We start from the raw sequence: 26,951 nt of genomic DNA on the forward strand, positions 1-26,951 counted from the left end.
GTTAGCTTTACTTAGAGTAAAGTTCGACGATCAACTGTTCGTTAATTTCCGCAGACAGGTCAGTTCTTTCAGGAACGCGCTTGAAAGTGCCTTCCATTTTGCTGCTGTCTACTTCAATCCAGGTTGGCTTCTCACGTTGGTCAGCCAGTTCCAAAGCAGCTACGATACGCGCTTGCTTCTTAGCCTTTTCACGAACAGAAACCACGTCTTCGGCAGAAACGTTAAACGATGGGATGTTCACAACTTGACCATTTACCATGATCGCCTTGTGGCTAACTAGCTGACGTGCTTCAGCACGAGTGCTAGCGAAACCCATACGGTAAACTACGTTATCAAGACGCTGTTCTAAAAGCTGTAGCAAGTTTTCACCTGTGTTGCCTTTTAGACGTGCAGCTTCTTTATAGTAGTTGCGGAATTGCTTTTCCAGTACGCCGTACATACGACGAACTTTTTGTTTTTCACGCAGCTGAACACCGTAGTCAGACAGACGGCCACGACGGGCACCGTGCTGACCAGGCGCTGTATCGATTTTACATTTAGAATCGATTGCGCGAACGCCGCTTTTTAGGAACAGGTCAGTTCCTTCGCGACGGCTAAGTTTGAGTTTTGGACCCAAATATCTTGCCATGATCTTTCTCCAACTGTCCGTCGATTAAACGCGACGTTTTTTCGGTGGACGACAACCGTTGTGAGGAATAGGGGTCACATCGGTAATGTTTGTGATCTTATAACCTGTAGCGTTAAGAGCACGGATCGCAGACTCACGGCCTGGACCTGGACCTTTAACGAATACTTCAAGGTTCTTAAGACCGTATTCTTGTGCAGCAACACCTGCACGCTCAGCAGCTACCTGTGCAGCAAATGGGGTAGATTTACGTGAACCACGGAAACCTGAACCACCAGATGTCGCCCATGCTAGTGCATTGCCTGAACGGTCTGTAATAGTCACAATTGTGTTGTTGAAAGACGCATGGATATGAGCCATACCGTCTGCAACCTGACGTTTAGCGCGCTTACGCGTGCTACGAGCTGGTGCTTTAGCCATAACTTACTCCCCGTTTACTTCTTAATTGGCTTACGAGGACCTTTACGGGTACGCGCATTAGTTTTAGTGCGCTGACCACGTAGAGGCAAGCTACGACGGTGGCGAATACCACGGAAGCAACCCAGGTCCATCAAACGTTTGATGCTCATAGAGACTTCACGGCGTAGGTCACCTTCAACGGTGAATTTAGCCACTTCGTCACGAAGCTTATCAATAGTAGCTTCGTCTAGCTCTTTGATTTTTGTATCTTCTGCAACACCAGCGCCCGCACAGATGCTTTTCGCACGTGTGGGACCGATACCATAGATCGCTTGGATAGCGATTACGGCATGCTTGTGCTCAGGAATGTTAATGCCAGCGATACGGGCCATTAACAGCACTCCTCTTGTTTATTTGTCGACGACCTAAAAAGCCCGATAGGATACTTACCCGTCGACTAAATTGCAAATTAAGGTTCAAAATACTTTAAAACAAAACTAGCAGAACCAGACAAGTACTATCTAGGTTCTGCTTACTTAGCTTTGCGAATATCTTGTTCCGCTTAGATTAGCCCTGACGCTGCTTATGCTTTGGGTCAGAACTGCAAATTACACGCACAACACCGTTGCGCTTGATAACTTTACAGTTACGGCAAATCTTTTTTACTGATGCACGAACTTTCATTACATCTTTCCCCTTTCTATCAATATTAAGGGGCTAACTTATCGGCCGTAGCCTTTAAGGTTAGCTTTCTTCAGCACAGACTCATATTGACTAGACATCAAATGTGTCTGTACTTGTGCCATAAAGTCCATGATAACCACTACGATAATGAGAAGCGACGTACCACCGAAGTAGAACGGCACATTCCAAGCAATTAGCATGAATTCAGGCACTAAACAAATAAAGGTTATGTACAGTGCGCCAGCCAGTGTAAGGCGAGTCATTACCTTGTCAATGTATCGTGACGTTTGCTCACCCGGGCGGATGCCTGGGATGAACGCGCCAGATTTCTTCAAGTTATCTGCTGTATCACGCGGGTTGAATACCAACGCCGTGTAGAAGAAGCAGAAGAAGATAATCGCAGCTGCGTATAACATCACGTACAGCGGTTGACCAGGAGATAGCATAAGCGCTACATCTTGCAACCACGCTGTTGATTCATTCTGTCCGAACCATCCTGCGATGGTACCCGGGAACAAAATGATGCTAGAAGCAAAGATTGGTGGAATTACACCAGCAATGTTGACTTTTAGCGGTAAATGGGTGCTTTGCGCAGCAAAAACCTGACGGCCTTGCTGACGTTTTGCATAGTTTACCACAATTCTGCGCTGTCCGCGCTCTACAAATACAACTAGGTATGTAAGAGCAATAACAATCACGCCAATCAACAGTAGGAACAACAAGTTAATGTCGCCCTGCCTTGCTTGTTCCGCAGTCTGACCTATCGCTGTTGGCAGACCGGCAACAATACCAGCAAAAATCAATATAGAGATACCGTTACCAATACCTCGTTCGGTAATTTGCTCACCCAACCACATAAGGAACATAGTTCCTGTGACTAGGCTCACTACTGCCGTAAAGTAGAATCCGAAGCCAGGGTTTATCACCAATCCATTAATCAGGTTAGGCAAACCAGTCGAAATTCCAATTGATTGGAAGATAGCCAATACAAGCGTTAGGTAACGCGTGTACTGACTAATTTTACGACGGCCTGCTTCGCCTTCTTTTTTAAGCTCCACCATCGGTGGGTGAACCACCGAGAGCAACTGCATGATAATGGATGCAGTAATGTATGGCATAATGCCCAAAGCCAGAACGGATGCACGCTCAAGCGCACCACCAGAGAACATGTTAAACATTTCTACAATGGTGCCTTTTTGTTGCTCGAACAAGTCAGCAAGTACCGCTGGATCGATGCCAGGGATAGGAACATAAGAACCTAGTCTGAATACAACAATCGCACCAAGTACGAACAACAATCTTGCCTTAAGCTCACTCAAGCCGCTTTTAGCGCCTGAATCCAATCCTGGTTTAGCCATCTAGCTTATTCCTCTACTTTACCGCCAGCAGCTTCAATCGCTTCTTTAGCGCCTTTAGTAACCTTTAACCCGCTTACTGTAACAGCGCGTGAAACTTCACCGCTCTTAACAACTTTAACGAACTGGATTTCTTTCTTAACGATACCAGCTGCTTTTAAAGTCTCAAGAGATGCAGTATCACCATCAACCTTCGCGATTTCAGCAAGAGTTACTTGATCAGTAACAAAGCTCTTGCGTGAAGTGAAACCGAACTTAGGAAGACGACGCTGGATAGGCATCTGACCACCTTCGAATCCTGGCTTAACGCGGCCACCTGAACGGCTTTTTTGACCTTTGTGACCGTGGCCACTCGTTTTACCAAGACCTGAGCCGATACCACGACCAGAACGCTTACCAGTAGGCTTTGAACCTTCGGCTGGAGAAATTGTATTTAAACGCATGTCTTACTCCTCCACTATCTCAACCATGTAATATACACGGTTGATCATGCCACGAACGGCTGGGGTATCTTCCAGTTCACGAACATGGTTGATTTTACGAAGGCCTAAACCTTTAAGCGTAGCTTTGTGCTTTGGCAGACGGCCAATTGCACTTTTAGTTTGCTTTACTTTAATCGTTGCCATGTCTGATTACCCCAAAATTTCTTCTACAGACAATCCACGCTTCGCAGCAACTTTCGCCGGGCTGTTCATTTCTGTCAGCGCGTTGATTGTTGCACGTACAACGTTGATTGGGTTTGTAGAGCCGTAACATTTTGAAAGTACGTTTTGTACACCAGCTACTTCAAGTACTGCACGCATCGCACCACCGGCAATAATACCGGTACCTTCAGATGCTGGCTGCATGTAAACTTTAGAGCCAGAGTGACGACCTTTAATCGGGTGCTGTAACGTGTGACCGTTAAGGTCTACGTCAACCATGTTGCGACGTGCCTTTTCCATTGCTTTTTGGATTGCAGCAGGTACTTCACGTGCCTTACCGTAACCAAAACCAACGCGACCGTTACCGTCACCCACTACTGTCAATGCAGTGAAACTAAAGATACGACCACCTTTAACCACTTTAGATACGCGGTTTACGGCGATCAATTTCTCTAGAAATTCACCATTTTGAACGTCTTGTTTAGCCATTATAAACTCCTAGAACTGAAGACCAGCTTCGCGAGCTGCATCAGCTAATGCTTTAACGCGACCGTGGTATTGGAAACCACTGCGATCGAAAGCCACTGTTTTAATGCCTTTCTCAAGCGCGCGCTCTGCGATTGCTTTACCGACTACCGTCGCTGCTTCAGCGTTACCTGTAGACTTAAGATCTTTTGCGAGATCTTTCTCAACAGTTGAAGCCGCTGCCAACACTTCAGAACCGCATGGAGCGATTAGCTGAGCGTAGATGTGGCGAGGTGTACGGTTAACTACCAAGCGATGCGCGGCCAGTTCACGAATTTTTGCTCGTGCGCGAGTAGCGCGACGAATGCGAGCTGTTTTCTTATCCATCGTATCACCCACCTACTTTTTCTTAGCTTCTTTACGACGTACGTGTTCGTCAGCGTAACGTACACCTTTACCTTTGTAAGGCTCTGGTGGACGGTAACCACGAATGTTCGCCGCAACCTGACCAACCACCTGCTTATCGGCGCCTTTAACGACGATTTCAGTTTGGCTAGGAGTTTCAACCGTAATGCCTTCAGGCATTTCGTATGCTACAGGGTGAGAGAAACCTAGTGTAAGGTTTAGTTTGTTACCTTGTGCTTGTGCACGGTAACCAACACCTAACAACTGAAGTTTTTTCTCGAAACCTTGTGAAACACCTTGAACCATTGCGTTAAGGATAGAGCGCGCAGTACCAGCCTGTGCCCAACCGTCAACAAAACCTTCACGTGGAAGTGCTTTAAGTTGGTTCTCTTCCTGTGCAACTTCTACAGCGTCGTTGAAAACGCGGGTCAAAGTGCCTTTACTACCTTTAACAGTAACTTCTTGACCAGAGATAGAAACTTCTACACCTGATACAACGTCTACTGGGGCTTTTGCTATACGTGACATTTCAACTCCTCCGTTATGCTACATAACCGATGATCTCACCGCCCATGCCAGCGTTACGCGCTGCACGGTCAGTCATCACACCTTTAGAAGTCGACACGATAGCTACGCCTAAACCACCCATAACCTTTGGAAGCTCATCTTTTTTCTTATAGATGCGCAGACCAGGACGGCTTACACGTTCGATAGTGTCAATTACTTGCTTGCCTTCGAAGTACTTAAGCGTAACTTCTAAAACAGGCTTAACGTCACCAGTAGCAGCGAAGTCAGTAATATAACCTTCAGCTTTCAATACTTCACAGATTGCAACGCGAAGTTTTGAAGAAGGCATAGTTACAGAAACTTTCTGTGCCATCTGGCCGTTACGGATGCGGGTAAACATATCCGCGATAGGATCTTGCATGCTCATTATCAGCTACTCCTTACCAGCTGGCTTTCTTAAGGCCAGGGACTTCACCGCGCATCGCTGCTTCGCGAAGCTTAATACGGCTAAGACCGAATTTGCGTAGGTAACCATGTGGACGACCAGTAACACGGCAACGGTTACGTTGACGAGACTTACTAGAGTCACGTGGCAGTTGTTGTAGCTTCAGAACAGCGTCCCAACGCTCATCTTCAGAAGCGTTAACATCGCTGATAATCGCTTTAAGTGCGGCGCGCTTTTCAGCATACTTAGCTACTAGCTTAGTACGCTTAGCTTCACGTGCCTTCATTGATTCTTTTGCCATAACCCTACACCCCTACTTTTTGAATGGGAAGTTAAACGCGTCCAGCAGAGCACGTGCTTCTTCATTTGTATTCGCACTGGTAGTGATAGTGATATCCATACCGCGAACCTTATCCACTTTATCGAAATCGATTTCAGGGAAAATGATTTGCTCACGCACGCCCATGCTGTAGTTACCACGTCCGTCGAATGATTTAGGATTCAAACCACGGAAGTCGCGAACACGTGGAATAGCGATTGAAATCAAACGCTCTAGGAATTCCCACATACGCTCGCCGCGTAGGGTTACTTTACAGCCAATCGGATAACCTTCACGGATTTTAAAACCCGCTACTGATTTTCTAGCAACTGTAACAACAGGCTTCTGACCGGCGATAGCCGTCATGTCAGCTTGAGCATTCTCAAGTACCTTTTTGTCAGCAACTGCTTCACCTAAACCCATGTTTAGAGTGATTTTTTCAATCCGAGGGACTTGCATGACGCTTTTGTATCCGAACTGCTTAGCAAGTTCAGCTACTACTGTTTCTTTATAGAAATCATGCAGTTTCGCCATCGTACTCTCCAATATAATTAAACAAGTTCGCCGTTAGACTTGAAGAAACGTACTTTCTTCTCATCTTCGAAACGGAAACCAACGCGATCTGCTTTGCCCGTTGCCGGGTTAACAATCGCAACATTAGAAACGTGAATAGAAGCTTCTTTCTCAACGATGCCACCAGCTACGCCCAATTGTGGGTTTGGCTTAGTGTGCTTCTTAACGAGATTAACGCCTTCTACAATTACACGGTTATCAGCAATAAGCACTTTAAGGACTTTGCCTTGTTTGCCTTTGTCTTTACCCGCTAATACGACTACTTCATCATCACGACGAATTTTATTAGCCATTATCGTGACTCCTTATAGTACCTCTGGGGCCAATGAGATGATTTTCATGAAGTTTTCACTTCTCAACTCACGGGTAACCGGGCCAAAGATACGCGTACCAATTGGTTGCTTGTTAGCATTAAGCATAACAGCCGCGTTACCGTCAAAACGAATGGTAGAACCATCTGCACGACGAACGCCTTTTCTAGTACGCACCACCACTGCATTCAGTACGTCACCTTTTTTAACTTTACCGCGAGGAATTGCTTCCTTAACAGTAACTTTGATGATGTCACCGATACCTGCATAACGGCGATGCGAGCCACCAAGAACCTTAATACACTGAACCCTGCGAGCGCCGCTGTTGTCTGCAACGTCCAGGTTAGTTTGCATTTGGATCATGTTAGTGCTCCGCTCTTAAAATTAAGACTCTCCCGAGTCGTTAGTGCTGCTAAAAACAACTGGATGTCGTTGCTTTTATGTACATACCCCCATAAAAAGGGCGCGAAATAATAACAGAAAAGAATTTGAAGTGATAGCGGTAAATTGAATTATTTTTAAACTATGTGTGCAATAAAAAAGCCCCGACTAAAAGTCGGGGCTGATAACCACGTCATAGGTTATCAAGCAGGATCTTTTAGCGCTGAAACGTTATTTTCAAACTGCATACTCAAATGCCTAAAAACACATTCTTTTAAACGACTTACACCAACAGGTTTTGATATAAAGTCGTTCATACCAGATTTCAAGCATTTTTCTTTGTCTTTCGTTAGCGCGTTAGCGGTTAGCGCTATAATTGGAAGCGTTGAGCTTTGATGGCCTAGTTTTCTGATCTGTTTGGTCGCCTCTAAACCATCCATAATCGGCATATGACAGTCCATAAGGATAATAGCGTAAGGTGACTTTTCTGCAATTGAGCGCTTCACTTTCTCTAATGCGTCTTCTCCATTAACCGCTAAATCACTTGCCAACCCTATTTCTCTTAACTGCTCTTTAATGACGAGTTGATTAATCTCATTATCTTCAACGATAAGCGCTTTTAGCGTGCTTAACTCCTCTTTACTTGGGGTATAGCATGCATTAAGCGCAGACCTTTTCTCTGCCATTGCTCCCGCATTAGCATCGTCAAGTGTTAGCGTTGCAGTAAAGCGCGCACCTATACCTAGCTCGCTACTTACTTCAATTTTCCCGTCGTAGTGTTCTACGATTTGTTTAACTATGGATAACCCTAAACCTGTACCGCCAAAACGACGCTCCGACGAACTCTCAGCTTGCATGAAAGGCGTGAAAATTATTTTTTGCTGCTGCGCGCTAATACCGATGCCAGTATCAGTCACTATAAGCTTCACACGATATCGGCCTCGCCCATATCGCGTACATTTTGTTTCAAGCGTGACTTCGCCCTTTTTTGTAAACTTGAATGCGTTATTGAGAAGATTGATTAGAACTTGCCCCACTCTCAGCTTGTCTGCAATAAAGGTAATGCCCTTAACAGAAGCTATACTCGCGCTAAATTCCACCCCTTTTTCTTCAGCAAGCCTTAAAAACATGGGTATTTGCTCTTCGATGGTTTCGGAAAGGCTAGTTGGGGCTTCTTCGAAGGATATCTCACCAGAACCGAACTTAGAAAAGTCTAAAATCCCGTTTACAATATTGAGCAAAGCCTCTGCGCTTTGCGATGCAATGGAGGCCAACTCCATCTGTTTCGCATTAAGTGGCGTTGCTAACAATGCTTCTAACATTCCCTGAACTCCGTGAATAGGCGTTCGAATTTCATGACTCATATTGGCCAAAAAATCGCTTCGGGCTTTTAACGCACTCTCTGCCAGTTCACTTTTATGGCGGAGTACTGCTTTGTCTATTTGCATTTGCGTGATATCAACAGTAGCGCCAATCACTTTTACACAACGTCCATTCTCCATTATTGGATGGGCTCTACTTTCGAGCCATCTCGGCTCTCCAGCGTCGGTTTTCACTTCAACCTCGTAAGCAAAGTCTTCACCTGTTTTTATCATTTCCTGAAACTGATTAACGTAACTTTTTCTCTGTTCTTCGCTAACAATAAAATTGACGATTTCATCTGGCTTCAATACGCGTTCACTGTGTACATGCAGCATTCGTTTTAGTGCACCTGACCACACTATCGAGCCGCTATCTACATTCAGTTCCCAAGTCCCCACACCAGCTAAATTTGTAATTTGGTTAAGTAAAGAGTTTCGCTCTTCTAGAACAACTTTTTGCGCCTTCAAATTGTTGAGTGCTTGCTGACGCTCCAGTTCGTTACCAATCCATGAGGCTAGAAGTAGAAGGTAATCGGTTTCTAGCGCGCTAAATACCTCTTCTCTTGGAGAGAGCGAAGAAAAGTTAACCGTGCCATAAAACTCTCCAAACACATGTATAGGAGCAGCGAGATAGCTTTTAAGCGTATATTTTTCAAAACAGGGGTGGGAAGCGCCGGGTTGAATATCGATATTATGGTACGCAACCACTGAGCCAGCACTTGCCACATCGGCACAATAGGTATCAAAGAGGGAAAACTTAGCGTCTTCAGGTATGCTATCGCCCGGCGTAACCACACTTTGAACGCTGTACTGGTCGCCTCGAATATTACTCACAATCCCTGTTTCCAAGCGTAGAATCTCTGTGCCGATACGCAGCAAGTTCTCTAATTTTTCATCTAACAGCATAGCCCTGTCGTTAGATATTGTTTGTAGGTCTTGAATAATACTCATGAGGATTGTCGCCCTCCCGGACTGCAAATAAAAAAGGCCAATATTGTTAACATTGACCTTTTAAACTTATGAGATATTTCAAGAGATGAAAGTTTCACCTCTCATCAATTAGTATAATAAACCGACTAACCTATTAATAAAGCACGCTAATTTTATATCCTGTCGGCGTGTCTGCTGGCTCTACAGTAACGATGTAGTTTTCTTCTTCGATAAAACCAAATAATGCCGTTCTATCTAAAAGCACTTGTTCTTCGTTACTATCTTCGTAAACCGCAATCACCTCATAGTAATCTGAAGGCAATACTTCGCTTGTACTTTCAGCGAACTCTAGATTTTGGACATCATACTCAGCAGTATCGATGGTTTCATCGTTTCTTACTAAGTAGAAATCTACGTCATCAAAATCGCTGACTAGGTTTATAAAATTAACGGTTTTATCGTATGCCTGAGGCAAGCCACTTTCTACAAAGGTTGCTGCACCTAATTTGTTGTCGGTGTTATAGATAAGGATAGCCTTACTTTCACCTTGGTTAAGGGTAATAAGCTTATTGCTAAGTGATGTTACTGTACCTGAAGGGTCAGTAACCGTAACGCGATAGTCACCGTAGCGAATGGTACTAAACTCAGACAATTCACCCGCGGCAAGCGTGAAGCTCACGTCTTCTTCGTTAGTGTTACCACCAAATGTTACCTGTAACTCTGCATCTAGGTTAGTCGAATTATAAATACGATATTGTGAGTCGGCTTCTACGTCTGTAAGCGCGGTCACTGTCGAAGAGTTCAGCACCGTGTCGACCACAAGCCCCTCTTGAATAGCACCACTTACATCACGAAGGGTCATCAAGTACTCAGTTTCGTACACAAAATTAAGAGTTTGCGACTCAAACACAACGTAATCACTACCTGGTTGAGTAAGGTAAATAGTGTATTCTCCTTCGTCGAAGTAATCACTGTCGTCATCGGCGTCCCAGTACTCTAGCTCTGCCATGTTGCCAGTTGTTACCGTGCCGAGGAAATTAGCTGCCTCAAATGGGTCACCTGATTCACTCATATAAAAATCATACGATGAATCGTCTGCTGCCACAGAAAGCGCAAACAAACGAAAATGGTCCTCAAGTGTTTCACGCTCATACGAGTAAGTAGTAAAAGTTGGGTTGCTAAAATCACCGCTCATAACAACGATGGTTTTATAGCCATTTTTTAAATTTACTGTGATTTCGTCGATGTAAACTTCTTGGTCGTCAGAATCGGTACGAATGAACTCTAGCTCGTATTCGTCCTCATCCATAGAATACATGGACGTAGCATCACCAAATTGAGCTGAACCAAAACTGTCTCCATCCACCTCTCGCATTTCAACATTCGCGCCATTCGGTGATGCGTTATAAAACTGTATATAGGCGTAAGAGTAATCTGAGCTACTGCTGTCTGAGCCACCGCATGCGGTAAGCCCTAACAGCGCCACAAGCCCTATTGCCGCTGCACGAAACCATGTTCCACTGCGCAAAGAGTGAGAGGTCAATTGCATAAATTGGATGTCCTTTGAAGTTGTTCTTTGTTGGTTTAAGACTGCGTTAACGCAAAGAGGCACATGTAACAAGTGCTTATATTTGCACGCACAATACAGCGATATGGCTGTCTTTAAAGAGCTTGGTTCAGGGCTTTACGCTATCTTTGCAAACCTGACCTTTCTTTATGAAAATTGACGGTTTGTTGTAGTAACTTCTTTATTCAAAAAGGCAATTCGAGGTGTGTAATGGGCATAAAAAAAGCCTGCTGAACAGCAGGCTTGAATGTGTCTTTGGAAACGGGGTTATCTACTCATATGAGTAAGAGAGCGTTACGCCGCTATATGACGAATACGCGCGAATACCGATGTGCCAAGTACCTGATGCTGGCGCATCAAACGTACATACTTCGCTGTTACCATTTTGGTATGGACGGCAATCATAGCTGTTGGTTTCTGGCTGTGAGCCGAACTTCACATAAAGGTCAGCGTCGCCTGAGCCACCAGAAGTGCGAATAGTCATTTGCGATACACCTTCTGGAATAGTCCATGTGTAACGATCCCAGTTTCTACGTGTACCTGAAAGGCCTGTTAGTTGACCTGATACTGGCTCTACACCCGGCTCAGAACCACCACCGCCACCTGTGCCGCTTCCGTCACAGCCATTAGTGTTAAGATAGTTATACGCATCAGCTAACTGCATCAAACCATAACCATAGAAGTTATCGCGCCCTGCACTGCCTTTATCTTCAGCCGTTGCATTTAATGCATTACGTATCTGATTGTTAGAACATTGCGGGAAATAGCTCCACACCAATGCTGCACCACCGGCTACGTGTGGCGTAGCCATAGACGTACCGCTTAGCGCTGCGTAAGTATTCGTTGGATAAGTAGACTGCACTGCACTACCTGGTGCAGCTATTTCAACCTGATCGTTATATTGGCTGTAGCTTGCACGGTTCTCATTTGAGTCTACCGCTGCAACAGACATTACTGCATCATAAGACGCTGGGTAAGACTTTGCGCTGTTACCATCGTTACCTGCAGCTGCAACTAACAACATGCCTGCATCAGTGAAGCTCTGCATAGCGTTGCGCTCGGTAGTTGACGAACTGCCGCCACCCAAGCTCATGTTTACAACATTAGAGCCAGCATCCTGACACTGGGTGATAGCATCGATAAGGTCAGACGCGTACGTCCATTGGCCATTGTCGTTAAAGATTTTAACGATATGCATATCTACACCAGGATATACACCGACCACACCTTCATTGTTATCGTATGCGGCAATCGTTCCTGCTACGTGTGTGCCGTGACCATTGCCGTCGTTATACCAGTTACCAACAGCACTGTTATTTGCTTGTCCTGTAACACCGTCATTTGTACCAGGAAGGTCTGGGTGACCTAGGTTGTAACCCGTATCAATGATACAAACTTTGCGAGCTGTAGTATCTGACTGACCAAACTGATTCGCTTGGACCATGGTGTAGCCGTATGGCGTAGTTTGCGCCATAGGTTTACGACGAACGTCCACTTCAATACTTTCTACATTAGGGTTTTTGCGAAGCTTATTGAGTGCAGACTTGCTCATGGTAGCCGCTACCATTTTATGCTTCTTAAGCTCTTTCTTGATAGAGCCACCCGCTTTTCTTACTTCAGACTTCGCCGACGCGATATCAAAAGGTTTTTTACCCTTTGATTTAGCACTTGCGATTTGACCTTTACCTTTTAGCGCACTTACTGCCACTGTTTCAGTGGTCATTTCATCTTTGAATTTGATGATATAACGCTCTTGTTCAGTAGTAACAAGACGGTCAACAGTCAATCGCTTACCTAGTGCTTGCTTTAAGGTTTGAGGCTTTTCCTTAACTTTTACCAGACCTTCGCCTGCTGCCATTGCAGAATTACCCATTAAGCCAAGTGATACAGCTAGAGCAGCTGCTGTTAGACATGTGTGTTTCTTATTTAATTTCGAGTTCAAAATTTATTTCCTGTTTTATCTGTCTTATTAACTTCAGCACTGTTTTTGTCCGTGCTTTTGAAGCTATTTGTTATTAAATGACATACAGGTATAACCATTACCTCATACGAAAAGCTCATCCATGACAACCGACGCAACTGCGTTGCAACGACCTACCCGTTTGTCAGGTTTGTAGTTAACCGGGTAGTAAAGAGGTTAGCTACAGAGCTCATATTAGGCGGCTAATCAAGTAGTTGAGTATATTGCCTTAACCCTGGTAAGTATTTTTTATACCTTAAAAAATACTTTTAAAAACACCACACTCCATGAGAAGCGCGCCAAATGTGTTCTACGAGCGCATTCATATTAGGAATAAAATTTTATAATTAACATTTATCTTACCTTTTCAAGTGTAACAAAATGTTAAAACACTTATAAATTTACCTAAAAAAAGCGTGTGACCCTCTCGGATCACACGCTTTTTCAAAATACTAACGAATTGGCGTTGAGAAATTCTTAGCGTTAATGGCTACGTTATAGTCTGCGCTGCCTTACAATCTCGTACAAGCATACACCTGTAGCTACCGACACATTTAAGCTTGTTACGCTGCCAGCCATAGGGAGCTTCACCAACTCATCACACGTTTCTTTAGTAAGCCTACGCATGCCTTTACCTTCAGCCCCCATTACCAGCGCGGTTGGCCCTTTTAGATCTACATCGTAAAGGGTTTTGTCGGTTTCACCAGCAGTGCCTACAATCCATAGCCCTTTATCTTGAAGGTGCTTCAAGGTTCTGGCCAGGTTAGTGATTTGAATAAGTGGAACCACTTCAGCGGCGCCACAGGCCACCTTTCTTACTGTGCCATTTAAGCTTGCTGATTTATCCTTCGGTACTACTACCGCGTGCACCCCTGCTCCATCTGCAGTACGCAAGCACGCACCTAGATTATGCGGGTCGGTTACACCGTCTAGCACCAAAATTAAAGGCTGCGCTTCGCTTTCTAAAATTTTGTCTAAGTCAGCTTCATCTAGCACGCGGGCTGGTTTCGCCCTTGCTACCACGCCTTGATGTTGCTCACCGCTTACTTTGTCATCAAGTGCCTTGCGCTGACAAAACTGAACCGAAATACCGAAACGACGGGCTTGGTTAACAATGTTGTTAAGGCGCTCGTCATTGCGACCTTTTAACACTAACACTTCCATTACACGCTCGGGCTCTTTTTCAAGTACCGACTGCATGGCATGTAAACCATATAACCATTCTTGCTGCGCCATTTAACGCTTACCTCTTTTATTCAATGACAGTGTTTTGCCGCTACTACCGCCTTTTGCGCTGCCGCGACTTGACGATTTTCCACCACTACGACTAGACGAGCTTGAGCCGCCTTTGCCTTTACGCCCTTTCTTATCAGAACGCGAGTTTTTGTCAGTGCGTGGTTTGTTATCAAAGCGAGTCGGAGTTCCTGAAGCCTTCTTAGCAGTCTTCACTTTTACCTTCTTGCCCTTGGTGCCGCGCAGCATAGACTTATCGAGTAATAAATCAATCTTTCTTTCATCAAGGTTGACCGCTGCTACGGTCACTTCTACCGTATCGCCCAGTCTGAACTGGCGATGACCCGACTCGCCCACCAGCGCTTGTTTTACCTCATCATAGTGATAATAGTCATCGTCTAGTGATGTAATGTGTACCAAGCCATCGATGTGGTATTCGGTAAGGCGAACAAATAAGCCAAAGTTTGTAACCGAGCTCACCACACCTTCAAAGGTATCACCGACGTGGTCGAGCATAAACTCGCACTTAAGCCAGTCAGCCACGTCACGGGTGGCATCATCGGCGCGACGCTCTGTCATTGAACACTGTTCGCCTAACTGTTCAATTTCTTCAACAGTGTAATTTTTCGCGCCACTCACCGCTTTCTTGCCTTGCTGCTTTGCAATAATGCCTTTTAGCGCACGGTGAACAACCAAGTCTGGGTAGCGACGGATAGGTGACGTGAAGTGCGCGTAAGCTTCTAGCGCCAAACCAAAGTGACCTACGTTGTCACCGTCGTAAACCGCTTGCTTCATTGAGCGCAGCAGCATGGTTTGAATAAGCTCTTCGTCTACCCGACCGCGGGTTTTAAGTACCACATCGGTAAATGCAGCGGGCTCTGCATCTTCTACAATGGCGTGAGGGATACCAATTTCACTTAAGTAACTGGTAAATGCGGTAAGCCTGTCGGCGTCTGGTTTGTCGTGCACACGGTATAGCGCAGGCGCCTCATGCTTTTCAAGCATAAGAGCCGCACTTACGTTTGCCATGATCATGCACTCTTCAATAAGCTTGTGTGCGTCGTTACGCACCAGCGGCACAATATTTTCAATCTTGCGCTGGGCGTTGAATACAAACTTCACTTCTTGGGTTTCAAATTCAATCGCCCCACGCTTGGCACGGGCTTTTTTGAGCGCACGGTACAAGTCGTGAAGATTGCGCAAATGAGGTACATGAGGCTCGTAGCGCTGATGAAGTTCTTTGTCGCCCTGCAGAATATTCCACACTTTAGTGTAGGTTAAACGGGCGTGTGAGTTCATGACTGCTTCGTAAAACTCGAATTCTTGCAGTTTACCGTTTGCACTGATGGTCATTTCACACACCATACATAGGCGGTCGACTTCAGGGTTGAGTGAACACAAACCGTTTGACAGTACTTCCGGTAGCATAGGAATTACTTGGTCAGGGAAGTACACCGAGTTACCGCGCTGCTGCGCTTCATCGTCTAGGGCTGAGCCTGTTCTTACATAGTGACTTACATCAGCAATGGCTACCCACAGCTGCCAGCCGCCGTCGTCTAGCGGTTCGCAATATACCGCGTCATCAAAGTCGCGAGCGTCTTCACCATCAATAGTAACCAGCGGAAGTTGGCGTAAATCGATGCGACCTTCTTTGGCTTCATCGGGCACCTGATCGGTAAGCTTTTCCACTTGCTTGGTTACGCCATTTGGCCACTGGTGCGGAATATCAAACGTGCGAAGTGCCATTTCTATTTCCATACCTGGCGCCATATGTTCACCAAGTACTTCAACAATTTTGCCCACCGGACTCATTTTGCGGCGTGGGCGCTGGGTAAGCTCTACCACAACCACCTGCCCCATTCGAGCACCGTGTGTGCTCTCTGGTGGAATGACAATTTCATGCTGCAACCTGCTGTCATCTGGCACAACCATGCCAAAACCTTGTTCAACAAAGTAGCGGCCAACAATTGGCTCGCTGCGTGGCTCAATGACTTGCGTAACAAACGCTTCTTTTCTTCCACGGCGATCGGTTCCACTAATGCGTGCTTCTACCACATCGTCGTGAAGGAACAGGTTCATTTGCCCAGCACTGATAAATAAATCACCGCTTTTATCTTCAGGACGCAAAAAGCCGTAGCCGTCTCGGTGACCAATAATTCTGCCTTTAATGAGTTCATCACGGTTTTGCAATACGTACTTTTTCTGTTTGGTAAATTGCACCTGACCTTCGCGCTCCATAGCACGTAGTCGGCGCTGAATTCCAATTCGCGCTTCTTCGTCGAAGGCGTTCACCAAGTTACAGATATCAAGAAACGACAACGGCTTGTCGTGCTCTTTTAATAAACTCATTAAATATTCGCGGCTGGCTACCGGATTTTCGTACTTCTCTTTCTCGCGCTGATAATGCGGATCATCACTCATGTATTTTAAATTTACCTTTCGTATTTTGTTCAACGTGTTTTCGTTTTTTGGCTTTGTTCTTAAAAGCGCTGTAGAAAACATAAATATGATTGTTTAGACACATAAACCATTTTTGGTTCATGTGGTTATTTGCTGCACAGTATAACAGTATTTGCAGTAAAACATTGACTGTTATTGTGGATTCTCAGCCTGACATCTGTATGTCACAAACACTCAGTATAAAAATGGGTTTTCGTTTTTGTTGCATGAGCGTTCAACAAAACAATGACATCACCAGTTACCTTACAAACCTTTAAAGAGCAGGCATATGGATAGAAGATCGTTTATAAAGCTGTCGTCATTCGCAGGTGCGAGCGTGGCAGTGTCTACAGGGCTAGCAGGCTGTACCGTTAGCACGTCAGCAAACAGCCAACCGCAAACCAACGCTACCTTTACCCATGGTGTGGCTAGTGGCGACCCATTAAAAGACGCCGTTATTATTTGGACACGCGCCGTGCCGACAACAGATTCTGGCTCAGGTTTAGCAAAAGCCGATATTTTGTGGGAAATGGCAAGCGATGCTGATTTTACCAACGTGTTAAGCAGCGGTATTGTTGAAGCCAAAGCAATCCATGATTTCACCGTGAAAGTGGACGTAGCAGGTCTTAGTCCGGCTAGACGTTATTTTTACCGCTTCAAAAGCGCTAATAATACAAGCCCTGTTGGAGAAACCCGTACGCTACCTGAAGCCGATGTATCTAGTGTCACGTTCGGCATATTCTCCTGTTCTAACTACCCTGCTGGCTTTTTCACGCCGTATATGGAAGCAGCGAAAGACGACAACATCGACTATGTATTACACCTTGGTGACTACATTTATGAGTACGATGGCGAAGGTTACGCAACTGAGTACGCCAAGGAAATTGGCAGAACCTATGCGCCTGATAACGACACCGAGCTTTACACTCTCACTGACTATCGCAACCGCTATGCGCTGTATCGTACGGATGAAGGCTTGCTGTCGTTACATCAAAATAAGCCTTTTATTGTTGTGTGGGACGATCATGAAATTACTAACGACACCTATAAAGACGGTGCTGAGAATCACCAAGCGGATGAAGGCGATTTTTATGCCCGTCGTGCAGCGGCCGTACAAGCTTATTATGAGTGGCTACCCATTCGCCCACCTTTTGGCACCGAGCGCTTAGAAATTTATCGTCAGTTTACTTTTGGTAAACTTCTTGACTTATACATGCTCGACACCCGCGTTCTTGCACGCGACAAACAGCTTGAATACGCCAACTATCGCGATGCTGAAACTAAAGCGTTTGACCAAGCTGGCTTTATGAAAGATATCAGTAATCCTAGTCGTGGGCTTTTAGGTGAAACCCAACGCAACTGGCTGCATTCGTCTATGCAGCAAAGTCAGGCTAAATGGCAGGTATTAGGCCAGCAGCTATTAATAGGCCGCATGCTTTTCCCTGTATCTATTTTTAATGGCGTTGAACGCAAAGCAATACCTGCCCATGTACACAAACTTGCGAATATTAAACGCAAGCAAAAGCAAGGTGGCGCACTTAGCGAGCAAGAGCTTGCGCTTATCAATACCGTAATGCCTTACAACTTAGACGCATGGGACGGCTACCCTATTGAACGGGAACAGGTGCTGATGCAGCTTAAGTCCATCGGCAAGCCAGTTATTGCCCTTGCAGGTGATACACATAACGCTTGGCACAATAAATTAACCCTAAAAGATGGCACAGAGGTGGGAGTTGAACTGGCCACACCAGGCGTGACGTCACCCGGTATGGAACATTACCTAAGCATGGGGGATGAAAAAGCTAAAACCCTTGCAGAAGACCTACCGCTTCTTATAGAAGACTTGCAGTACTGTAATCTTCACCAGCGCGGCTTTATGACATTGACCGTTAGCGAAGACCGCGCAACAGCCACTTGGCACTATGTGGATGTAATTTTAACCAAAGCTGGAAAGGTGGTTAACACACATAGCTTTGAGATTAAGGCATAGCTTTCTAAAATTTTATAAGCGTGTATAGGCTTGAGTCTATACACGTTATTTGTACAAGAAGAAACTATAAACGCTGTTTTGCGCCTCGCACAATGAGCTTAGTGCTTTGAACAAATAGTTTGTTTTTAATCTGCGCTCGGCCATTGCTGAGCATCATGAAGAACACGTAGTATTTCGATGCAATTTGTAATGATGTTTTCTCGATATATTACGATAAACGGCAGGCCATTAATCACAAGTTCCCGCGTATTCTTCAATCGGCCATGACGGCCCGCTCTGGGATGTTCCGATAAGACTAGGTACGAACTATCAATAATGTTCATGACAACGTCAATAGCTACAGAGGGGCTATTTTCTTGAGCAATATGAGCTTCAATTTTTTCTAAATCGGTACCTGCAAGATCAGTCCATTTGAACTGCACGCTTAGCCTCCCACTTAGCTTTGACATCAGTATGGTCGAACAAGCGTCCCTCATCAGCGGACTTCACTCCTTTTTCCACCTCTCGAATAAACCATTCTTCGCGAGCAACATACTGCTTGATGGCTTCGGCCATCAGCCACGCCCTAGGTCTATCCATCGCCTTAGCCATTTCGCCTACACGTGCAAGTGTTTCGTCATCTAATCTTACTGAGGTAGCTTTCAAAGGCATTAAGATTCTCCGAGGTTCTTTGAGAATCTTTATTGTAACTGCACCAGCATTAAATGTCTTCTTTTGCTTTTCATCAACAGAGACAGGGTGCGAAACACTATAGTTAAATTGCACCAACTAAAAACAGAGTCTCTGATACTCCTACTTGTAATCCATATAATTTAAATTACGTCCTATTCCCATCAGAGTAAGGGCATATTGACGGGAATAGGTACTCTCTTATTCTGTACTTCTAGAACTCGTAATAAACACGTACTCCAGCAATGCGTGGCATGCCGCGTACGAAAGTAGGAATACCCAATCCACCGCCTGTATTACCAGCATCAATCAAGAATTCTTTATCAAACAGGTTGTTCACGTAAAACTCATAGGCAAACTTGCTGTTTTCTTGAAGCAGCTTCACCGATACATCGGTCAGTGAGTAAGTATCTTGAGAAAGACCAGGGTAATTGCTGCTTTCAAAAAACACTTCTGACTGGAAGCTGGTAAGCCAGTTAACATCAATGTCAAAACTGTCCATATTGAATACTTTGTTGATGTTTATCGCACCGCTAACCTCTGGCGCTAAGCGGAACTTATTGCCGCTGTACTGAAACTCAGATCCATCAGCAGTATTGTCTGCAAATTCAGCATCAAGGAAACCAAGGCTTGCTGTTAGCGTCAGCGTCTCGCTGTAGTTATAGGTCGCCATGCCTTCAATACCCGACATGGTCGAGTCGCCTACCGTTACAGTAATAGACTGTAAGGTTTCTGCGTCGGTAAAGCTTTGCTGATAATCGCTGTATTCGTAGGTGAAAATGGCACCTGAGAACAGGAAGTTCGCGCTTTGGTATTTAATACCTAAATCGTAACTGTCTACTATTTCAGGTTTAGTCACATTAACGCCACCCGCGTTAGCGTCCACCACCGGTGAACGTCGTCCCTTGGCGTAGTTCGCGTATAAGTTCCAGTTGTTATTTACATCGTAGCTAACGGCAAAGCGTGGCAGAGTATCGTCAAAGTCACGCTCGGCATCGAACGTAAATGCACCGTCTGCAGTGGTAAAGGTATTTCGCGTATAGCGGGTTTCATCAATGTAGCGAACGCCAGCCGTAACATTTATATCGTCGGTTACATAATACGACACTTCAGCAACATAAGATGCAATGTCTAGCTCAGCTTCAAAGGTGAACGGACCTTGTATCAAAATAGGTGGCAGCGCAGGATTTGAAATAGGTGAACCATCTTCATTGAACAGTTGCGACACCAACATGGTACGCAGTGCTTCAATGTCTTCTAACGACGCATCGGTAGCGATATTTTGGTTAAGTGGAATGTTTGAGGTGGCTTCAAGCTGTGCTCTCACTGCGTCGAAAGTGCCGCGCACAAACGGGTCTACCATCACATAATACGGTAAAATAGAATCGTCTTGAGTGATCGACGCACCAACAAATGCGGCCAGCTTATCACCAGAATCATATACCAAACGCATTGATGCGCCCTTAAGCGTGGCGTCGTTATCGAAATAAGCATCTTGAATACGAAGCGCAGAACCGTCTGCATCAAAGCCTTCGCTCACCTCTACATCTTTATAGTAGGCATCGGCGTGTAGGCTAAGCATTTGGTTGAAATCGTAGTTTACGGTTAAGTCATAGGCTTGAAGTGTACGCTCAATACCTAACTCGCTACCTAAACTAAATTCGGCATCGGTAAAAGGGCTAGTATCTCCGCCATTGGGGGCGATAGAGCCAGATTTGAAAGCAATGCCCGGCTGGTCGTTATACTCCATGGCTGCGCGCGCAATGACTTCTAGTTTTTCATAGCTTGCAAGCCATGTTGCCCTTAGCGCTTGAACCGATACCCCCTGAAGGTCTTCGCTGTTGCACGGTACTTCTTCACCCAGGTGGTTGTACATATTTGCATTGCCGTAATAGGAGTCAGCACTGCAGGCATTGTTCTCTACAATGCCATCCATTTCGCGGTAAAGCCCGGCAATACGAAAACTGTGATTATCGTTAATAGGCTGGTTATACATAAACTCAACTTCTTGGCCTTCTTCTGAGTTATAGCCAACCTGCACTTTGCCCTGTTGTTCAAAGGTAGGAAGATTAGAGTGAATGCTTACCGCGCCATTGGCTGCCGCCACACCAAATAGGGTTGGCTGTGGGCCTTTTAGAACCTCTACGCGAGCAATATCGTAAAGCGCAACACTGGCTACCGTTTTCTTACTGATATCGAAGCCATCTTGATATACCGAAATGCGAGGCGTTGCCGATACCGACGACACATCATCGGTGACACCGCGAATATTAAAAGACGGTAAGCTTACGGCCTGTTCCTGAATTTGAACGTTAGGCAAAATACGAGATAGCTCATCAAGCTCCATAATATTGGTGCGTTCTAAAAACTCACTGCCTATAACATCCATGGTAACAGGCACATCCATTACGGACTGCTCACGCATTTGGGCGGTTACCGTAATTTCTTCTATATAGTCAGTTTCGTTTGCAGTATCAGGCGCGACTTCTTGTGCAATTACTGCGCTTGATAAAGCAAGCGCAATCGTTGTAGCAAGCAAAGAGCGTGAATAAACCGGTCGTGGGTACAGAGGGCGCATCAAATCATTCCTTTCGTGTGCTTATAGGGTGTTTTATGTATTTTTATAAGCGTTTCGCCGATAGATTGACGACATTGCTTACCTTTTAGAATTATCGAAGCAAAAGAATGTAGAGCGCTTTTGAGACGGTTCGATGAAGTATCTGTGACAAATGAAAGGCAATTTTGTGACAGATAAAGGCCATTCTAAAAGTCTACGCCGCGACAAATGGCATAACAAAAAACACCCCTTTGAATCATAGAGCAAACTAAGTACACTCATTCCACGTAGGACAGAAATAACGTTTAACTAAAAAGCGAAATGGAGACTGCAATGAAGAAATTAATGATGGCTACGGCTATTGGTGCTGCGACCCTATTAAGTGCTTGTAGTGCAGAGCATGGCACTACGCAGTGTACGACTGCACCTGAAGCTGAATGGCAGAACCAAGATGCGTTTCAAGCTAAGCTATTAGCGCAAGGTTATAAAATAAACGAGTTTAAAGTAACGGGCGGCAACTGCTACGAAATCTACGGCTTCGACAAAGAAGAAAACAAAGTAGAAATTTACTTTAATCCTGTTGATGGCAGCATTGTTAAGAAAGAAATGCACTAAGTGTGTTTTAACAAACGATTCATCGTTCGTTTGCTTTAACACTTAATAAAAACGCTGCAAACCATTGCAGCGTTTTTGTTTTACCTTAAGAAAGTTATGTAATGTACAGACCTACTGATACACCTTCGGATATTTATATTTGGGATTGGATTGTGCGCGTGTGCCACTGGGGCCTTGTTGCTACCTTTGTGACCAACTATTTTATTGTAGAGCCAGGTCGCCTTTATCATGAAATAGCCGGTTATATGGCGGTAGCGCTCATATCTATAAGGATTGGCTGGGGCATTTTATCCACCAAATTCGACGGAAGTAAAAGGGTTGCTACTGAATACGCAAGCTTTTCTAAAGTATCATTGCGTCAACAAGCCTTCGCTGAACATATTCAGCACGTAAAACAAAAGAAAATTCCCACTCACCATGGCCACAACCCTTTTGGCTGGCTAATGATAATGGCCGTTATCACGTTACTGCTGGGTTTAGGTATTACCGGTTTTATGATGGAAGAAATAGATGCCATGTTTGGCAATAGTACGCTGGAATGGATACACAGCATTATGGCTGATGTTCTGTATGGTTGCGTGCTAGTGCATGTCGCTGCAGTGTTTGCTGTGCAATATATAGGAAATATTCAATTAGTTCGTCCTATGCTCACAGGCTGGCGGAAGCGCTAAGCCCCCGCAAACTAACTTAATCATTTAGGCGTTTGCTATCGATTAAGTTTCAGCAATATCTAACTATCTAAAGGCCGCTTTGCCTCCCGCACGGCTTTCGGGTGCATTAATTTTTCTAAGCGAGCCAGGTATGAAGCTATTTGCTGGTGCTGTTTTTTATCATTGGTCACAGAGTTATAAAGCCAGTGGTAGGCATCTTCATAGTCGTAAGGGCTGCCATGACCTTCTAAAAACAACTCAACCAAGCGAATTTGCGCTTTTAGGTTTTTAAGCGCGGCCGCTTCTCGCAAATACACCACTGCACGTGCTTTATCTTGCTGCACAAGCGTACCCTTTGCATAGTAACGCCCAAGCTGCTCAAGTGCTGCTGGCAAACCTTGATTTGCGGCATCTTCCATGTAGCCAATACCGCGGGCAGGTTCAGCATCTACGCACACGCCCCACGCTAGCATGTCCCCCCATAAAAACTGGTAGGCCGGCACTTTTAACACATCCGCACGGGCCTCAATGTCTTGAACAAGCTGACATCTGTCTTCTACCACTTTATCTAGGTGAGTATTAGCGTTAATCATGTCGATGAGCGCGTCTTGGCTGTAAAGCTGAACCGCGCGAAGCTCTTCAATAGTTTCGCCTTCTAAAGCGTAAGCGGAAAAGCCCATCCCAGAGGCACATAAAAATAAGGCTGTGTATAGAATACGTTTCATAGCAAAAGAGTATGTGTTGATTACCATGTCTTAGTTAAGGTATCGGCTAATTATAGATTATCTTAACCAAGACATGGTTATCTTAACACGTGGACGCTATAAGCGGAGGCTAGCGGCGAATTGTTTTTAGCTTTTACACTGTCTTTTTGCATTCACTCGATCGCCAGCCTCTTATGATCAGTGGCTACTTTTTCGGGGGCACATGGCCGATTGGATATGGCGAGCGTGATCGGCTAAGTCAATACCTAAATCTGTTAGATAACCGCCGTCAGGCTGGGTGATTAGGCCTTTCGAGTACAGTCTGGACGCTGCATTCACCATACTTTGACTCGCGTCATGATGAATTTTCAAACCTTGAAGCAGGCTGTCTGTGGGAAACTTCAATAACAAATTTAATTCGTCTAGCATGTCCTGATCGAATGAACTCATGTAACCACCTTAGGCAAAAGGTTATAAGGGATTTAGCACGCTGGCCACTGTAAAACTCCTCAGCAAAGCACTATGATAACAACCTATACTGAAGCACACACACCAAAGCACTATTAGCCCTAGATTTGTTAATATTTTTAACGCTTTCTTATATCACACCCAAATGGCACCTCTGTAAAGCGTAATTTATCTGTAAAACGTTTAATCGTGTAAACACAGCGCTTACTGATCGGACTTTGGCGCTAAATAGTATATTCTTGCCATAAATTGAGTTTGTGGATGCACCTGCACTGATGAAGTATAAAGATTTACGCGACTTTATTCGCCAGCTAGAAGCTAAAGGTGAATTGGTACGCATTACCCAGCCCATTGATACCGACCTTGAAATGACAGAAATTGCCGACAGGACGTTGCGTGCCGGCGGCCCTGCGCTGTTGTTTGAAAACCCTAAAAACCACGACATGCCCGTTTTAGCTAATTTGTTTGGTACGCCAGAGCGCGTAGCCATGGGAATGGGTCAAGAGTCTGTTGAAGCACTTCGCGAAGTAGGCAAATTACTGGCTTATTTGAAAGAGCCAGAGCCGCCTAAAGGGCTGAAAGATCTTTGGGAGAAGCTGCCAGTATTTAAGCAGGTGCTTAATATGCCTGCCAAAGTCCTTAAAAAAGCCCCTTGTCAGGAAGTGGTGCTTACCGGTGACGATGTAGACTTGTCAAAAATTCCGGTTCAGCGCTGTTGGCCGGGTGACGCTGCGCCTTTGGTAACCTGGGGGTTGAGTGTTACAAAAGGGCCGCATAAGAAGCGTCAGAACTTAGGCATTTACCGTCAGCAGGTTATCGGCAAAAACAAACTTATTATGCGCTGGTTGTCACATCGTGGTGGTGCACTAGATTTTCGTGAGTGGTGTCAAACACACCCGGGCGAACCCTATCCTGTATCAGTGGCTCTTGGCGCAGATCCCGCTACCATTTTAGGTGCAGTTACTCCTGTACCAGATACCCTTTCCGAGTATGCTTTTGCAGGCTTGCTACGTGGTGATAAAACCGAAGTAGTTAAGTCTATTAGTAACGACTTACAAGTACCTGCCAGTGCCGAAATTGTGCTTGAGGGCTATATTGCACAAGATGAAACTGCACCTGAAGGTCCATACGGCGATCACACCGGGTATTATAATGAAGTTGATGACTTCCCTGTGTTTACGGTAACGCATATTACTCATCGTAAAGATCCTATCTATCATTCAACTTATACGGGCCGTCCACCTGATGAGCCAGCTATTTTAGGTGTTGCGCTAAACGAAGTGTTTGTGCCTATTTTGCAAAAGCAGTTTCCTGAAATTGTCGACTTCTACTTACCGCCTGAAGGATGCTCTTATCGCATGGCGGTGGTGACCATGAAGAAACAATACCCTGGGCATGCGAAACGGGTGATGATGGGTGTGTGGTCGTTCTTGCGCCAGTTCATGTACACCAAATTTGTGATAGTGTGCGATGACGACGTCAACGCGCGTGACTGGAACGATGTTATTTGGGCCATCACTACCCGTATGGACCCAGCCCGCGACACGGTAATGATAGAAAATACGCCTATCGACTACTTGGATTTTGCGTCCCCCGTTTCAGGGCTAGGTTCTAAAATGGGAATGGACGCCACCAATAAAATGCCGGGTGAGACCGACCGAGAATGGGGCGTACCTATTGTGATGGACGAAGACGTTAAAAAACGCGTTGATGATATTTGGGACAGTCTTGGTATTATGTAGCGACTATTTTTAGCGCTATTAATTTGTATTAAAGCATGCGCTTTTTTAAAGCGCATGAAAAGGCGACACGCTAAGCAAGAAGGTTTAAAGAAAATACATGTCAGAAATTAAGTGTAAGGTTGCAAGCATTACGCCTTTAACCGAAGTGGTACAAAAAGTTGAATTAACGCCAGCAAGCCCTGTTGAGTTTAAAGCGGGTCAGTACGCCATGGTGGTAATGGGCGAAAAAGATATGCGTCCATTTTCTATTGCCAATGCCGCATTTGATAATAACCGCATTGAATTACACATTGGCGCAGAGCCTGGCAACAGTTACGCTGGTCAAGTGCTAGAGCGCATGCGTGCAGATGGCGAAATTACCGTAAATGTAGGTAATGGCAATGCATTTTTGCAAAGTAATGGCCTGCCTATGGTGCTTATTGCTGGTGGTACGGGTTTCTCGTATACCTACTCAATTCTGCAAGAGCATCTTAACAGCGGTGATAAAACACCACTTACCCTTTATTGGGGTGGAAAACACGCTGCTGATTTGTATTTAGCTGACAAACTAACTGAGCTCGCTGAAGCTAACGATCACTTCACTTTTGTGCCGGTTGTAGAGTTCGCATGCGACGAGTGGAAAGGCAGAACGGGCTGGGTACATCACGCAGTCATGGCAGACCACGCTGACTTTGCGAACGTTCAAGTATATGTTGCTGGCCGCTTCGAAATGGCTAAAGTCGTGCGCGACGATTTTACTCAGCGCGGCTTAAAAGTTGAAAACCTGTTCGGCGACGCGTTTGCGTTTATTTAATCGCTAGCGTAAAGCCCGTATTCTGAAAGCCGGCGAATGCCGGTTTTTTGTTTTAAGTCATTTTTCATTCCCAGCGTCTTACTCCGTTTTTCAATCGCGATGCCTTGCGATAACCAACCATTAAATACGTTTACTCCAATTGTAGCCAAGCCACGTATTG

30 protein-coding genes are annotated in these 26,951 nt (G+C 45.2%); 5 read left to right on the forward strand and 25 right to left on the reverse strand.

Translation table 11 applies throughout. The annotated features are described in order from the left end of the window. Nucleotides 1-7 precede the first annotated feature (7 nt). The 20 genes from rpsD to rnr all read right to left on the reverse strand — a co-directional run bounded on the left by rpsD (nucleotide 8) and on the right by rnr (nucleotide 16,585). Complete coding sequence (gene rpsD, locus RJ41_RS05070; RefSeq protein ID WP_012519214.1) at nucleotides 8-628, reverse strand: 30S ribosomal protein S4; 621 nt, start codon at nucleotides 626-628, stop codon at nucleotides 8-10. Between the two features lie 24 nt (nucleotides 629-652). Beyond that, nucleotides 653-1,045: a 30S ribosomal protein S11 gene (gene rpsK, locus RJ41_RS05075; protein WP_012519215.1), complete on the reverse strand. Its 393-nt coding sequence runs from the start codon at nucleotides 1,043-1,045 to the stop codon at nucleotides 653-655. A gap of 14 nt (nucleotides 1,046-1,059) precedes the next feature. Next, nucleotides 1,060-1,416 carry a 30S ribosomal protein S13 gene (gene rpsM / locus RJ41_RS05080; protein WP_039217822.1) on the reverse strand — a complete coding sequence of 119 codons (357 nt, stop codon included), beginning with the start codon at nucleotides 1,414-1,416 and terminating at the stop codon, nucleotides 1,060-1,062. Between the two features lie 175 nt (nucleotides 1,417-1,591). Further along, nucleotides 1,592-1,708, reverse strand: coding sequence for a 50S ribosomal protein L36 (gene rpmJ / locus RJ41_RS05085; protein ID WP_012519217.1), 117 nt, complete (start codon nucleotides 1,706-1,708; stop codon nucleotides 1,592-1,594). Nucleotides 1,709-1,746: 38 nt separating this feature from the next. Beyond that, the gene (secY, locus tag RJ41_RS05090) at nucleotides 1,747-3,066 is read right to left on the reverse strand and encodes a preprotein translocase subunit SecY (RefSeq protein WP_014977524.1); all 1,320 of its coding nucleotides are present in this window, start codon (nucleotides 3,064-3,066) and stop codon (nucleotides 1,747-1,749) included. Between the two features lie 5 nt (nucleotides 3,067-3,071). After that, entirely contained in the window at nucleotides 3,072-3,506 is a 435-nt protein-coding gene (gene rplO / locus RJ41_RS05095) for a 50S ribosomal protein L15 (RefSeq protein ID WP_014950906.1), read from the reverse strand. 3 nt (nucleotides 3,507-3,509) lie between these two features. After that, entirely contained in the window at nucleotides 3,510-3,689 is a 180-nt protein-coding gene (rpmD, locus tag RJ41_RS05100; protein ID WP_014950907.1) for a 50S ribosomal protein L30, read from the reverse strand. 6 nt (nucleotides 3,690-3,695) lie between these two features. Beyond that, entirely contained in the window at nucleotides 3,696-4,196 is a 501-nt protein-coding gene (gene rpsE / locus RJ41_RS05105; RefSeq protein WP_012519221.1) for a 30S ribosomal protein S5, read from the reverse strand. A 9-nt stretch (nucleotides 4,197-4,205) separates the two neighbouring features. Continuing rightward, complete coding sequence (gene rplR, locus RJ41_RS05110) at nucleotides 4,206-4,559, reverse strand: 50S ribosomal protein L18 (RefSeq protein WP_014950908.1); 354 nt, start codon at nucleotides 4,557-4,559, stop codon at nucleotides 4,206-4,208. A gap of 12 nt (nucleotides 4,560-4,571) precedes the next feature. Further along, on the reverse strand, nucleotides 4,572-5,105 hold the full coding sequence (gene rplF, locus RJ41_RS05115) for a 50S ribosomal protein L6 (protein WP_039217827.1): 534 nt from the start codon (nucleotides 5,103-5,105) through the stop codon (nucleotides 4,572-4,574). A 13-nt stretch (nucleotides 5,106-5,118) separates the two neighbouring features. Beyond that, nucleotides 5,119-5,511, reverse strand: a complete 393-nt coding sequence (rpsH, locus tag RJ41_RS05120) for a 30S ribosomal protein S8 (RefSeq protein ID WP_039217831.1) — start codon at nucleotides 5,509-5,511, stop codon at nucleotides 5,119-5,121. Nucleotides 5,512-5,524: 13 nt separating this feature from the next. After that, nucleotides 5,525-5,830, reverse strand: coding sequence for a 30S ribosomal protein S14 (gene rpsN / locus RJ41_RS05125; protein ID WP_014950910.1), 306 nt, complete (start codon nucleotides 5,828-5,830; stop codon nucleotides 5,525-5,527). Nucleotides 5,831-5,842: 12 nt separating this feature from the next. Then, nucleotides 5,843-6,382 (reverse strand): 50S ribosomal protein L5, encoded by a 540-nt coding sequence (gene rplE / locus RJ41_RS05130; RefSeq protein WP_014950911.1) that lies wholly within the window; start codon nucleotides 6,380-6,382, stop codon nucleotides 5,843-5,845. A gap of 17 nt (nucleotides 6,383-6,399) precedes the next feature. Next, nucleotides 6,400-6,714 (reverse strand): 50S ribosomal protein L24, encoded by a 315-nt coding sequence (gene rplX / locus RJ41_RS05135; protein WP_014950912.1) that lies wholly within the window; start codon nucleotides 6,712-6,714, stop codon nucleotides 6,400-6,402. A gap of 12 nt (nucleotides 6,715-6,726) precedes the next feature. After that, nucleotides 6,727-7,095: a 50S ribosomal protein L14 gene (gene rplN, locus RJ41_RS05140; RefSeq protein WP_012519228.1), complete on the reverse strand. Its 369-nt coding sequence runs from the start codon at nucleotides 7,093-7,095 to the stop codon at nucleotides 6,727-6,729. Nucleotides 7,096-7,316: 221 nt separating this feature from the next. Beyond that, nucleotides 7,317-9,425 (reverse strand): GAF domain-containing hybrid sensor histidine kinase/response regulator, encoded by a 2,109-nt coding sequence (locus tag RJ41_RS05145; RefSeq protein ID WP_039217835.1) that lies wholly within the window; start codon nucleotides 9,423-9,425, stop codon nucleotides 7,317-7,319. Between the two features lie 133 nt (nucleotides 9,426-9,558). After that, nucleotides 9,559-10,953, reverse strand: coding sequence for a DUF4397 domain-containing protein (locus RJ41_RS05150; protein WP_039217838.1), 1,395 nt, complete (start codon nucleotides 10,951-10,953; stop codon nucleotides 9,559-9,561). Nucleotides 10,954-11,242: 289 nt separating this feature from the next. Next, nucleotides 11,243-12,913: a S8 family serine peptidase gene (locus RJ41_RS05155; protein ID WP_039217841.1), complete on the reverse strand. Its 1,671-nt coding sequence runs from the start codon at nucleotides 12,911-12,913 to the stop codon at nucleotides 11,243-11,245. 513 nt (nucleotides 12,914-13,426) lie between these two features. Further along, on the reverse strand, nucleotides 13,427-14,167 hold the full coding sequence (rlmB, locus tag RJ41_RS05160) for a 23S rRNA (guanosine(2251)-2'-O)-methyltransferase RlmB (protein ID WP_039217844.1): 741 nt from the start codon (nucleotides 14,165-14,167) through the stop codon (nucleotides 13,427-13,429). After that, nucleotides 14,168-16,585: a ribonuclease R gene (gene rnr, locus RJ41_RS05165; RefSeq protein WP_039217850.1), complete on the reverse strand. Its 2,418-nt coding sequence runs from the start codon at nucleotides 16,583-16,585 to the stop codon at nucleotides 14,168-14,170. Nucleotides 16,586-16,892: 307 nt separating this feature from the next. On the opposite strand from rnr, the gene RJ41_RS05170 reads away from it, so the two are divergent. After that, the gene (locus RJ41_RS05170; RefSeq protein WP_039217853.1) at nucleotides 16,893-18,593 is read left to right on the forward strand and encodes an alkaline phosphatase D family protein; all 1,701 of its coding nucleotides are present in this window, start codon (nucleotides 16,893-16,895) and stop codon (nucleotides 18,591-18,593) included. Between the two features lie 125 nt (nucleotides 18,594-18,718). On the opposite strand, the gene RJ41_RS05175 is transcribed toward RJ41_RS05170, so the two are convergent. The 3 genes from RJ41_RS05175 to RJ41_RS05185 form a co-directional block, all read right to left on the reverse strand. Then, nucleotides 18,719-19,015 carry a type II toxin-antitoxin system RelE/ParE family toxin gene (locus tag RJ41_RS05175; RefSeq protein WP_039217856.1) on the reverse strand — a complete coding sequence of 99 codons (297 nt, stop codon included), beginning with the start codon at nucleotides 19,013-19,015 and terminating at the stop codon, nucleotides 18,719-18,721. Continuing rightward, entirely contained in the window at nucleotides 18,996-19,244 is a 249-nt protein-coding gene (locus RJ41_RS05180) for a CopG family ribbon-helix-helix protein (protein WP_039218043.1), read from the reverse strand. The genes RJ41_RS05175 and RJ41_RS05180 overlap by 20 nt, the downstream gene beginning before the upstream one ends. Nucleotides 19,245-19,476: 232 nt before the next feature. Further along, complete coding sequence (locus RJ41_RS05185; RefSeq protein ID WP_039217859.1) at nucleotides 19,477-21,840, reverse strand: TonB-dependent receptor; 2,364 nt, start codon at nucleotides 21,838-21,840, stop codon at nucleotides 19,477-19,479. Nucleotides 21,841-22,152: 312 nt separating this feature from the next. Between RJ41_RS05185 and RJ41_RS05190 the strand changes: the two genes are divergently transcribed. After that, nucleotides 22,153-22,434, forward strand: a complete 282-nt coding sequence (locus RJ41_RS05190) for a PepSY domain-containing protein (protein ID WP_039217862.1) — start codon at nucleotides 22,153-22,155, stop codon at nucleotides 22,432-22,434. A gap of 101 nt (nucleotides 22,435-22,535) precedes the next feature. Next, the gene (locus tag RJ41_RS05195) at nucleotides 22,536-23,105 is read left to right on the forward strand and encodes a cytochrome b/b6 domain-containing protein (RefSeq protein ID WP_039217866.1); all 570 of its coding nucleotides are present in this window, start codon (nucleotides 22,536-22,538) and stop codon (nucleotides 23,103-23,105) included. 59 nt (nucleotides 23,106-23,164) lie between these two features. On the opposite strand, the gene RJ41_RS05200 is transcribed toward RJ41_RS05195, so the two are convergent. Together RJ41_RS05200 and RJ41_RS05205 are read right to left on the reverse strand one after the other, a co-directional pair. Further along, on the reverse strand, nucleotides 23,165-23,809 hold the full coding sequence (locus RJ41_RS05200) for a tetratricopeptide repeat protein (RefSeq protein WP_039218048.1): 645 nt from the start codon (nucleotides 23,807-23,809) through the stop codon (nucleotides 23,165-23,167). A gap of 177 nt (nucleotides 23,810-23,986) precedes the next feature. Then, complete coding sequence (locus RJ41_RS05205) at nucleotides 23,987-24,238, reverse strand: TIGR02647 family protein (RefSeq protein ID WP_014950925.1); 252 nt, start codon at nucleotides 24,236-24,238, stop codon at nucleotides 23,987-23,989. A gap of 293 nt (nucleotides 24,239-24,531) precedes the next feature. Between RJ41_RS05205 and ubiD the strand changes: the two genes are divergently transcribed. Both ubiD and fre read left to right on the forward strand, forming a co-directional pair. Next, the gene (ubiD, locus tag RJ41_RS05210) at nucleotides 24,532-25,998 is read left to right on the forward strand and encodes a 4-hydroxy-3-polyprenylbenzoate decarboxylase (protein ID WP_014950926.1); all 1,467 of its coding nucleotides are present in this window, start codon (nucleotides 24,532-24,534) and stop codon (nucleotides 25,996-25,998) included. A 97-nt stretch (nucleotides 25,999-26,095) separates the two neighbouring features. Next, nucleotides 26,096-26,791 carry an NAD(P)H-flavin reductase gene (gene fre, locus RJ41_RS05215; protein WP_039217870.1) on the forward strand — a complete coding sequence of 232 codons (696 nt, stop codon included), beginning with the start codon at nucleotides 26,096-26,098 and terminating at the stop codon, nucleotides 26,789-26,791. The last annotated feature ends 160 nt before the right edge of the window (nucleotides 26,792-26,951 follow it).

This window comes from Alteromonas marina (assembly GCF_000808575.1).
In the GTDB taxonomy this organism is placed as follows: Bacteria; Pseudomonadota; Gammaproteobacteria; order Enterobacterales; family Alteromonadaceae; genus Alteromonas; species Alteromonas marina_A.

Coding starts and splice junctions, on each gene's coding strand:
- rpsD (WP_012519214.1), bottom strand. CDS start 628: ATGGCAAGATATTTGGGTCCAAAACTCAAACTTAGCCGTCGCGAAGGA.
- rpsK (WP_012519215.1), bottom strand. CDS start 1,045: ATGGCTAAAGCACCAGCTCGTAGCACGCGTAAGCGCGCTAAACGTCAG.
- rpsM (WP_039217822.1), bottom strand. CDS start 1,416: ATGGCCCGTATCGCTGGCATTAACATTCCTGAGCACAAGCATGCCGTA.
- rpmJ (WP_012519217.1), bottom strand. CDS start 1,708: ATGAAAGTTCGTGCATCAGTAAAAAAGATTTGCCGTAACTGTAAAGTT.
- secY (WP_014977524.1), bottom strand. CDS start 3,066: ATGGCTAAACCAGGATTGGATTCAGGCGCTAAAAGCGGCTTGAGTGAG.
- rplO (WP_014950906.1), bottom strand. CDS start 3,506: ATGCGTTTAAATACAATTTCTCCAGCCGAAGGTTCAAAGCCTACTGGT.
- rpmD (WP_014950907.1), bottom strand. CDS start 3,689: ATGGCAACGATTAAAGTAAAGCAAACTAAAAGTGCAATTGGCCGTCTG.
- rpsE (WP_012519221.1), bottom strand. CDS start 4,196: ATGGCTAAACAAGACGTTCAAAATGGTGAATTTCTAGAGAAATTGATC.
- rplR (WP_014950908.1), bottom strand. CDS start 4,559: ATGGATAAGAAAACAGCTCGCATTCGTCGCGCTACTCGCGCACGAGCA.
- rplF (WP_039217827.1), bottom strand. CDS start 5,105: ATGTCACGTATAGCAAAAGCCCCAGTAGACGTTGTATCAGGTGTAGAA.
- rpsH (WP_039217831.1), bottom strand. CDS start 5,511: ATGAGCATGCAAGATCCTATCGCGGATATGTTTACCCGCATCCGTAAC.
- rpsN (WP_014950910.1), bottom strand. CDS start 5,830: ATGGCAAAAGAATCAATGAAGGCACGTGAAGCTAAGCGTACTAAGCTA.
- rplE (WP_014950911.1), bottom strand. CDS start 6,382: ATGGCGAAACTGCATGATTTCTATAAAGAAACAGTAGTAGCTGAACTT.
- rplX (WP_014950912.1), bottom strand. CDS start 6,714: ATGGCTAATAAAATTCGTCGTGATGATGAAGTAGTCGTATTAGCGGGT.
- rplN (WP_012519228.1), bottom strand. CDS start 7,095: ATGATCCAAATGCAAACTAACCTGGACGTTGCAGACAACAGCGGCGCT.
- RJ41_RS05145 (WP_039217835.1), bottom strand. CDS start 9,425: ATGAGTATTATTCAAGACCTACAAACAATATCTAACGACAGGGCTATG.
- RJ41_RS05150 (WP_039217838.1), bottom strand. CDS start 10,953: ATGCAATTGACCTCTCACTCTTTGCGCAGTGGAACATGGTTTCGTGCA.
- rlmB (WP_039217844.1), bottom strand. CDS start 14,167: ATGGCGCAGCAAGAATGGTTATATGGTTTACATGCCATGCAGTCGGTA.
- rnr (WP_039217850.1), bottom strand. CDS start 16,585: ATGAGTGATGATCCGCATTATCAGCGCGAGAAAGAGAAGTACGAAAAT.
- RJ41_RS05170 (WP_039217853.1), top strand. CDS start 16,893: ATGGATAGAAGATCGTTTATAAAGCTGTCGTCATTCGCAGGTGCGAGC.
- RJ41_RS05180 (WP_039218043.1), bottom strand. CDS start 19,244: ATGCCTTTGAAAGCTACCTCAGTAAGATTAGATGACGAAACACTTGCA.
- RJ41_RS05185 (WP_039217859.1), bottom strand. CDS start 21,840: ATGCGCCCTCTGTACCCACGACCGGTTTATTCACGCTCTTTGCTTGCT.
- RJ41_RS05190 (WP_039217862.1), top strand. CDS start 22,153: ATGAAGAAATTAATGATGGCTACGGCTATTGGTGCTGCGACCCTATTA.
- RJ41_RS05195 (WP_039217866.1), top strand. CDS start 22,536: ATGTACAGACCTACTGATACACCTTCGGATATTTATATTTGGGATTGG.
- RJ41_RS05200 (WP_039218048.1), bottom strand. CDS start 23,809: ATGAAACGTATTCTATACACAGCCTTATTTTTATGTGCCTCTGGGATG.
- RJ41_RS05205 (WP_014950925.1), bottom strand. CDS start 24,238: ATGAGTTCATTCGATCAGGACATGCTAGACGAATTAAATTTGTTATTG.
- ubiD (WP_014950926.1), top strand. CDS start 24,532: ATGAAGTATAAAGATTTACGCGACTTTATTCGCCAGCTAGAAGCTAAA.
- fre (WP_039217870.1), top strand. CDS start 26,096: ATGTCAGAAATTAAGTGTAAGGTTGCAAGCATTACGCCTTTAACCGAA.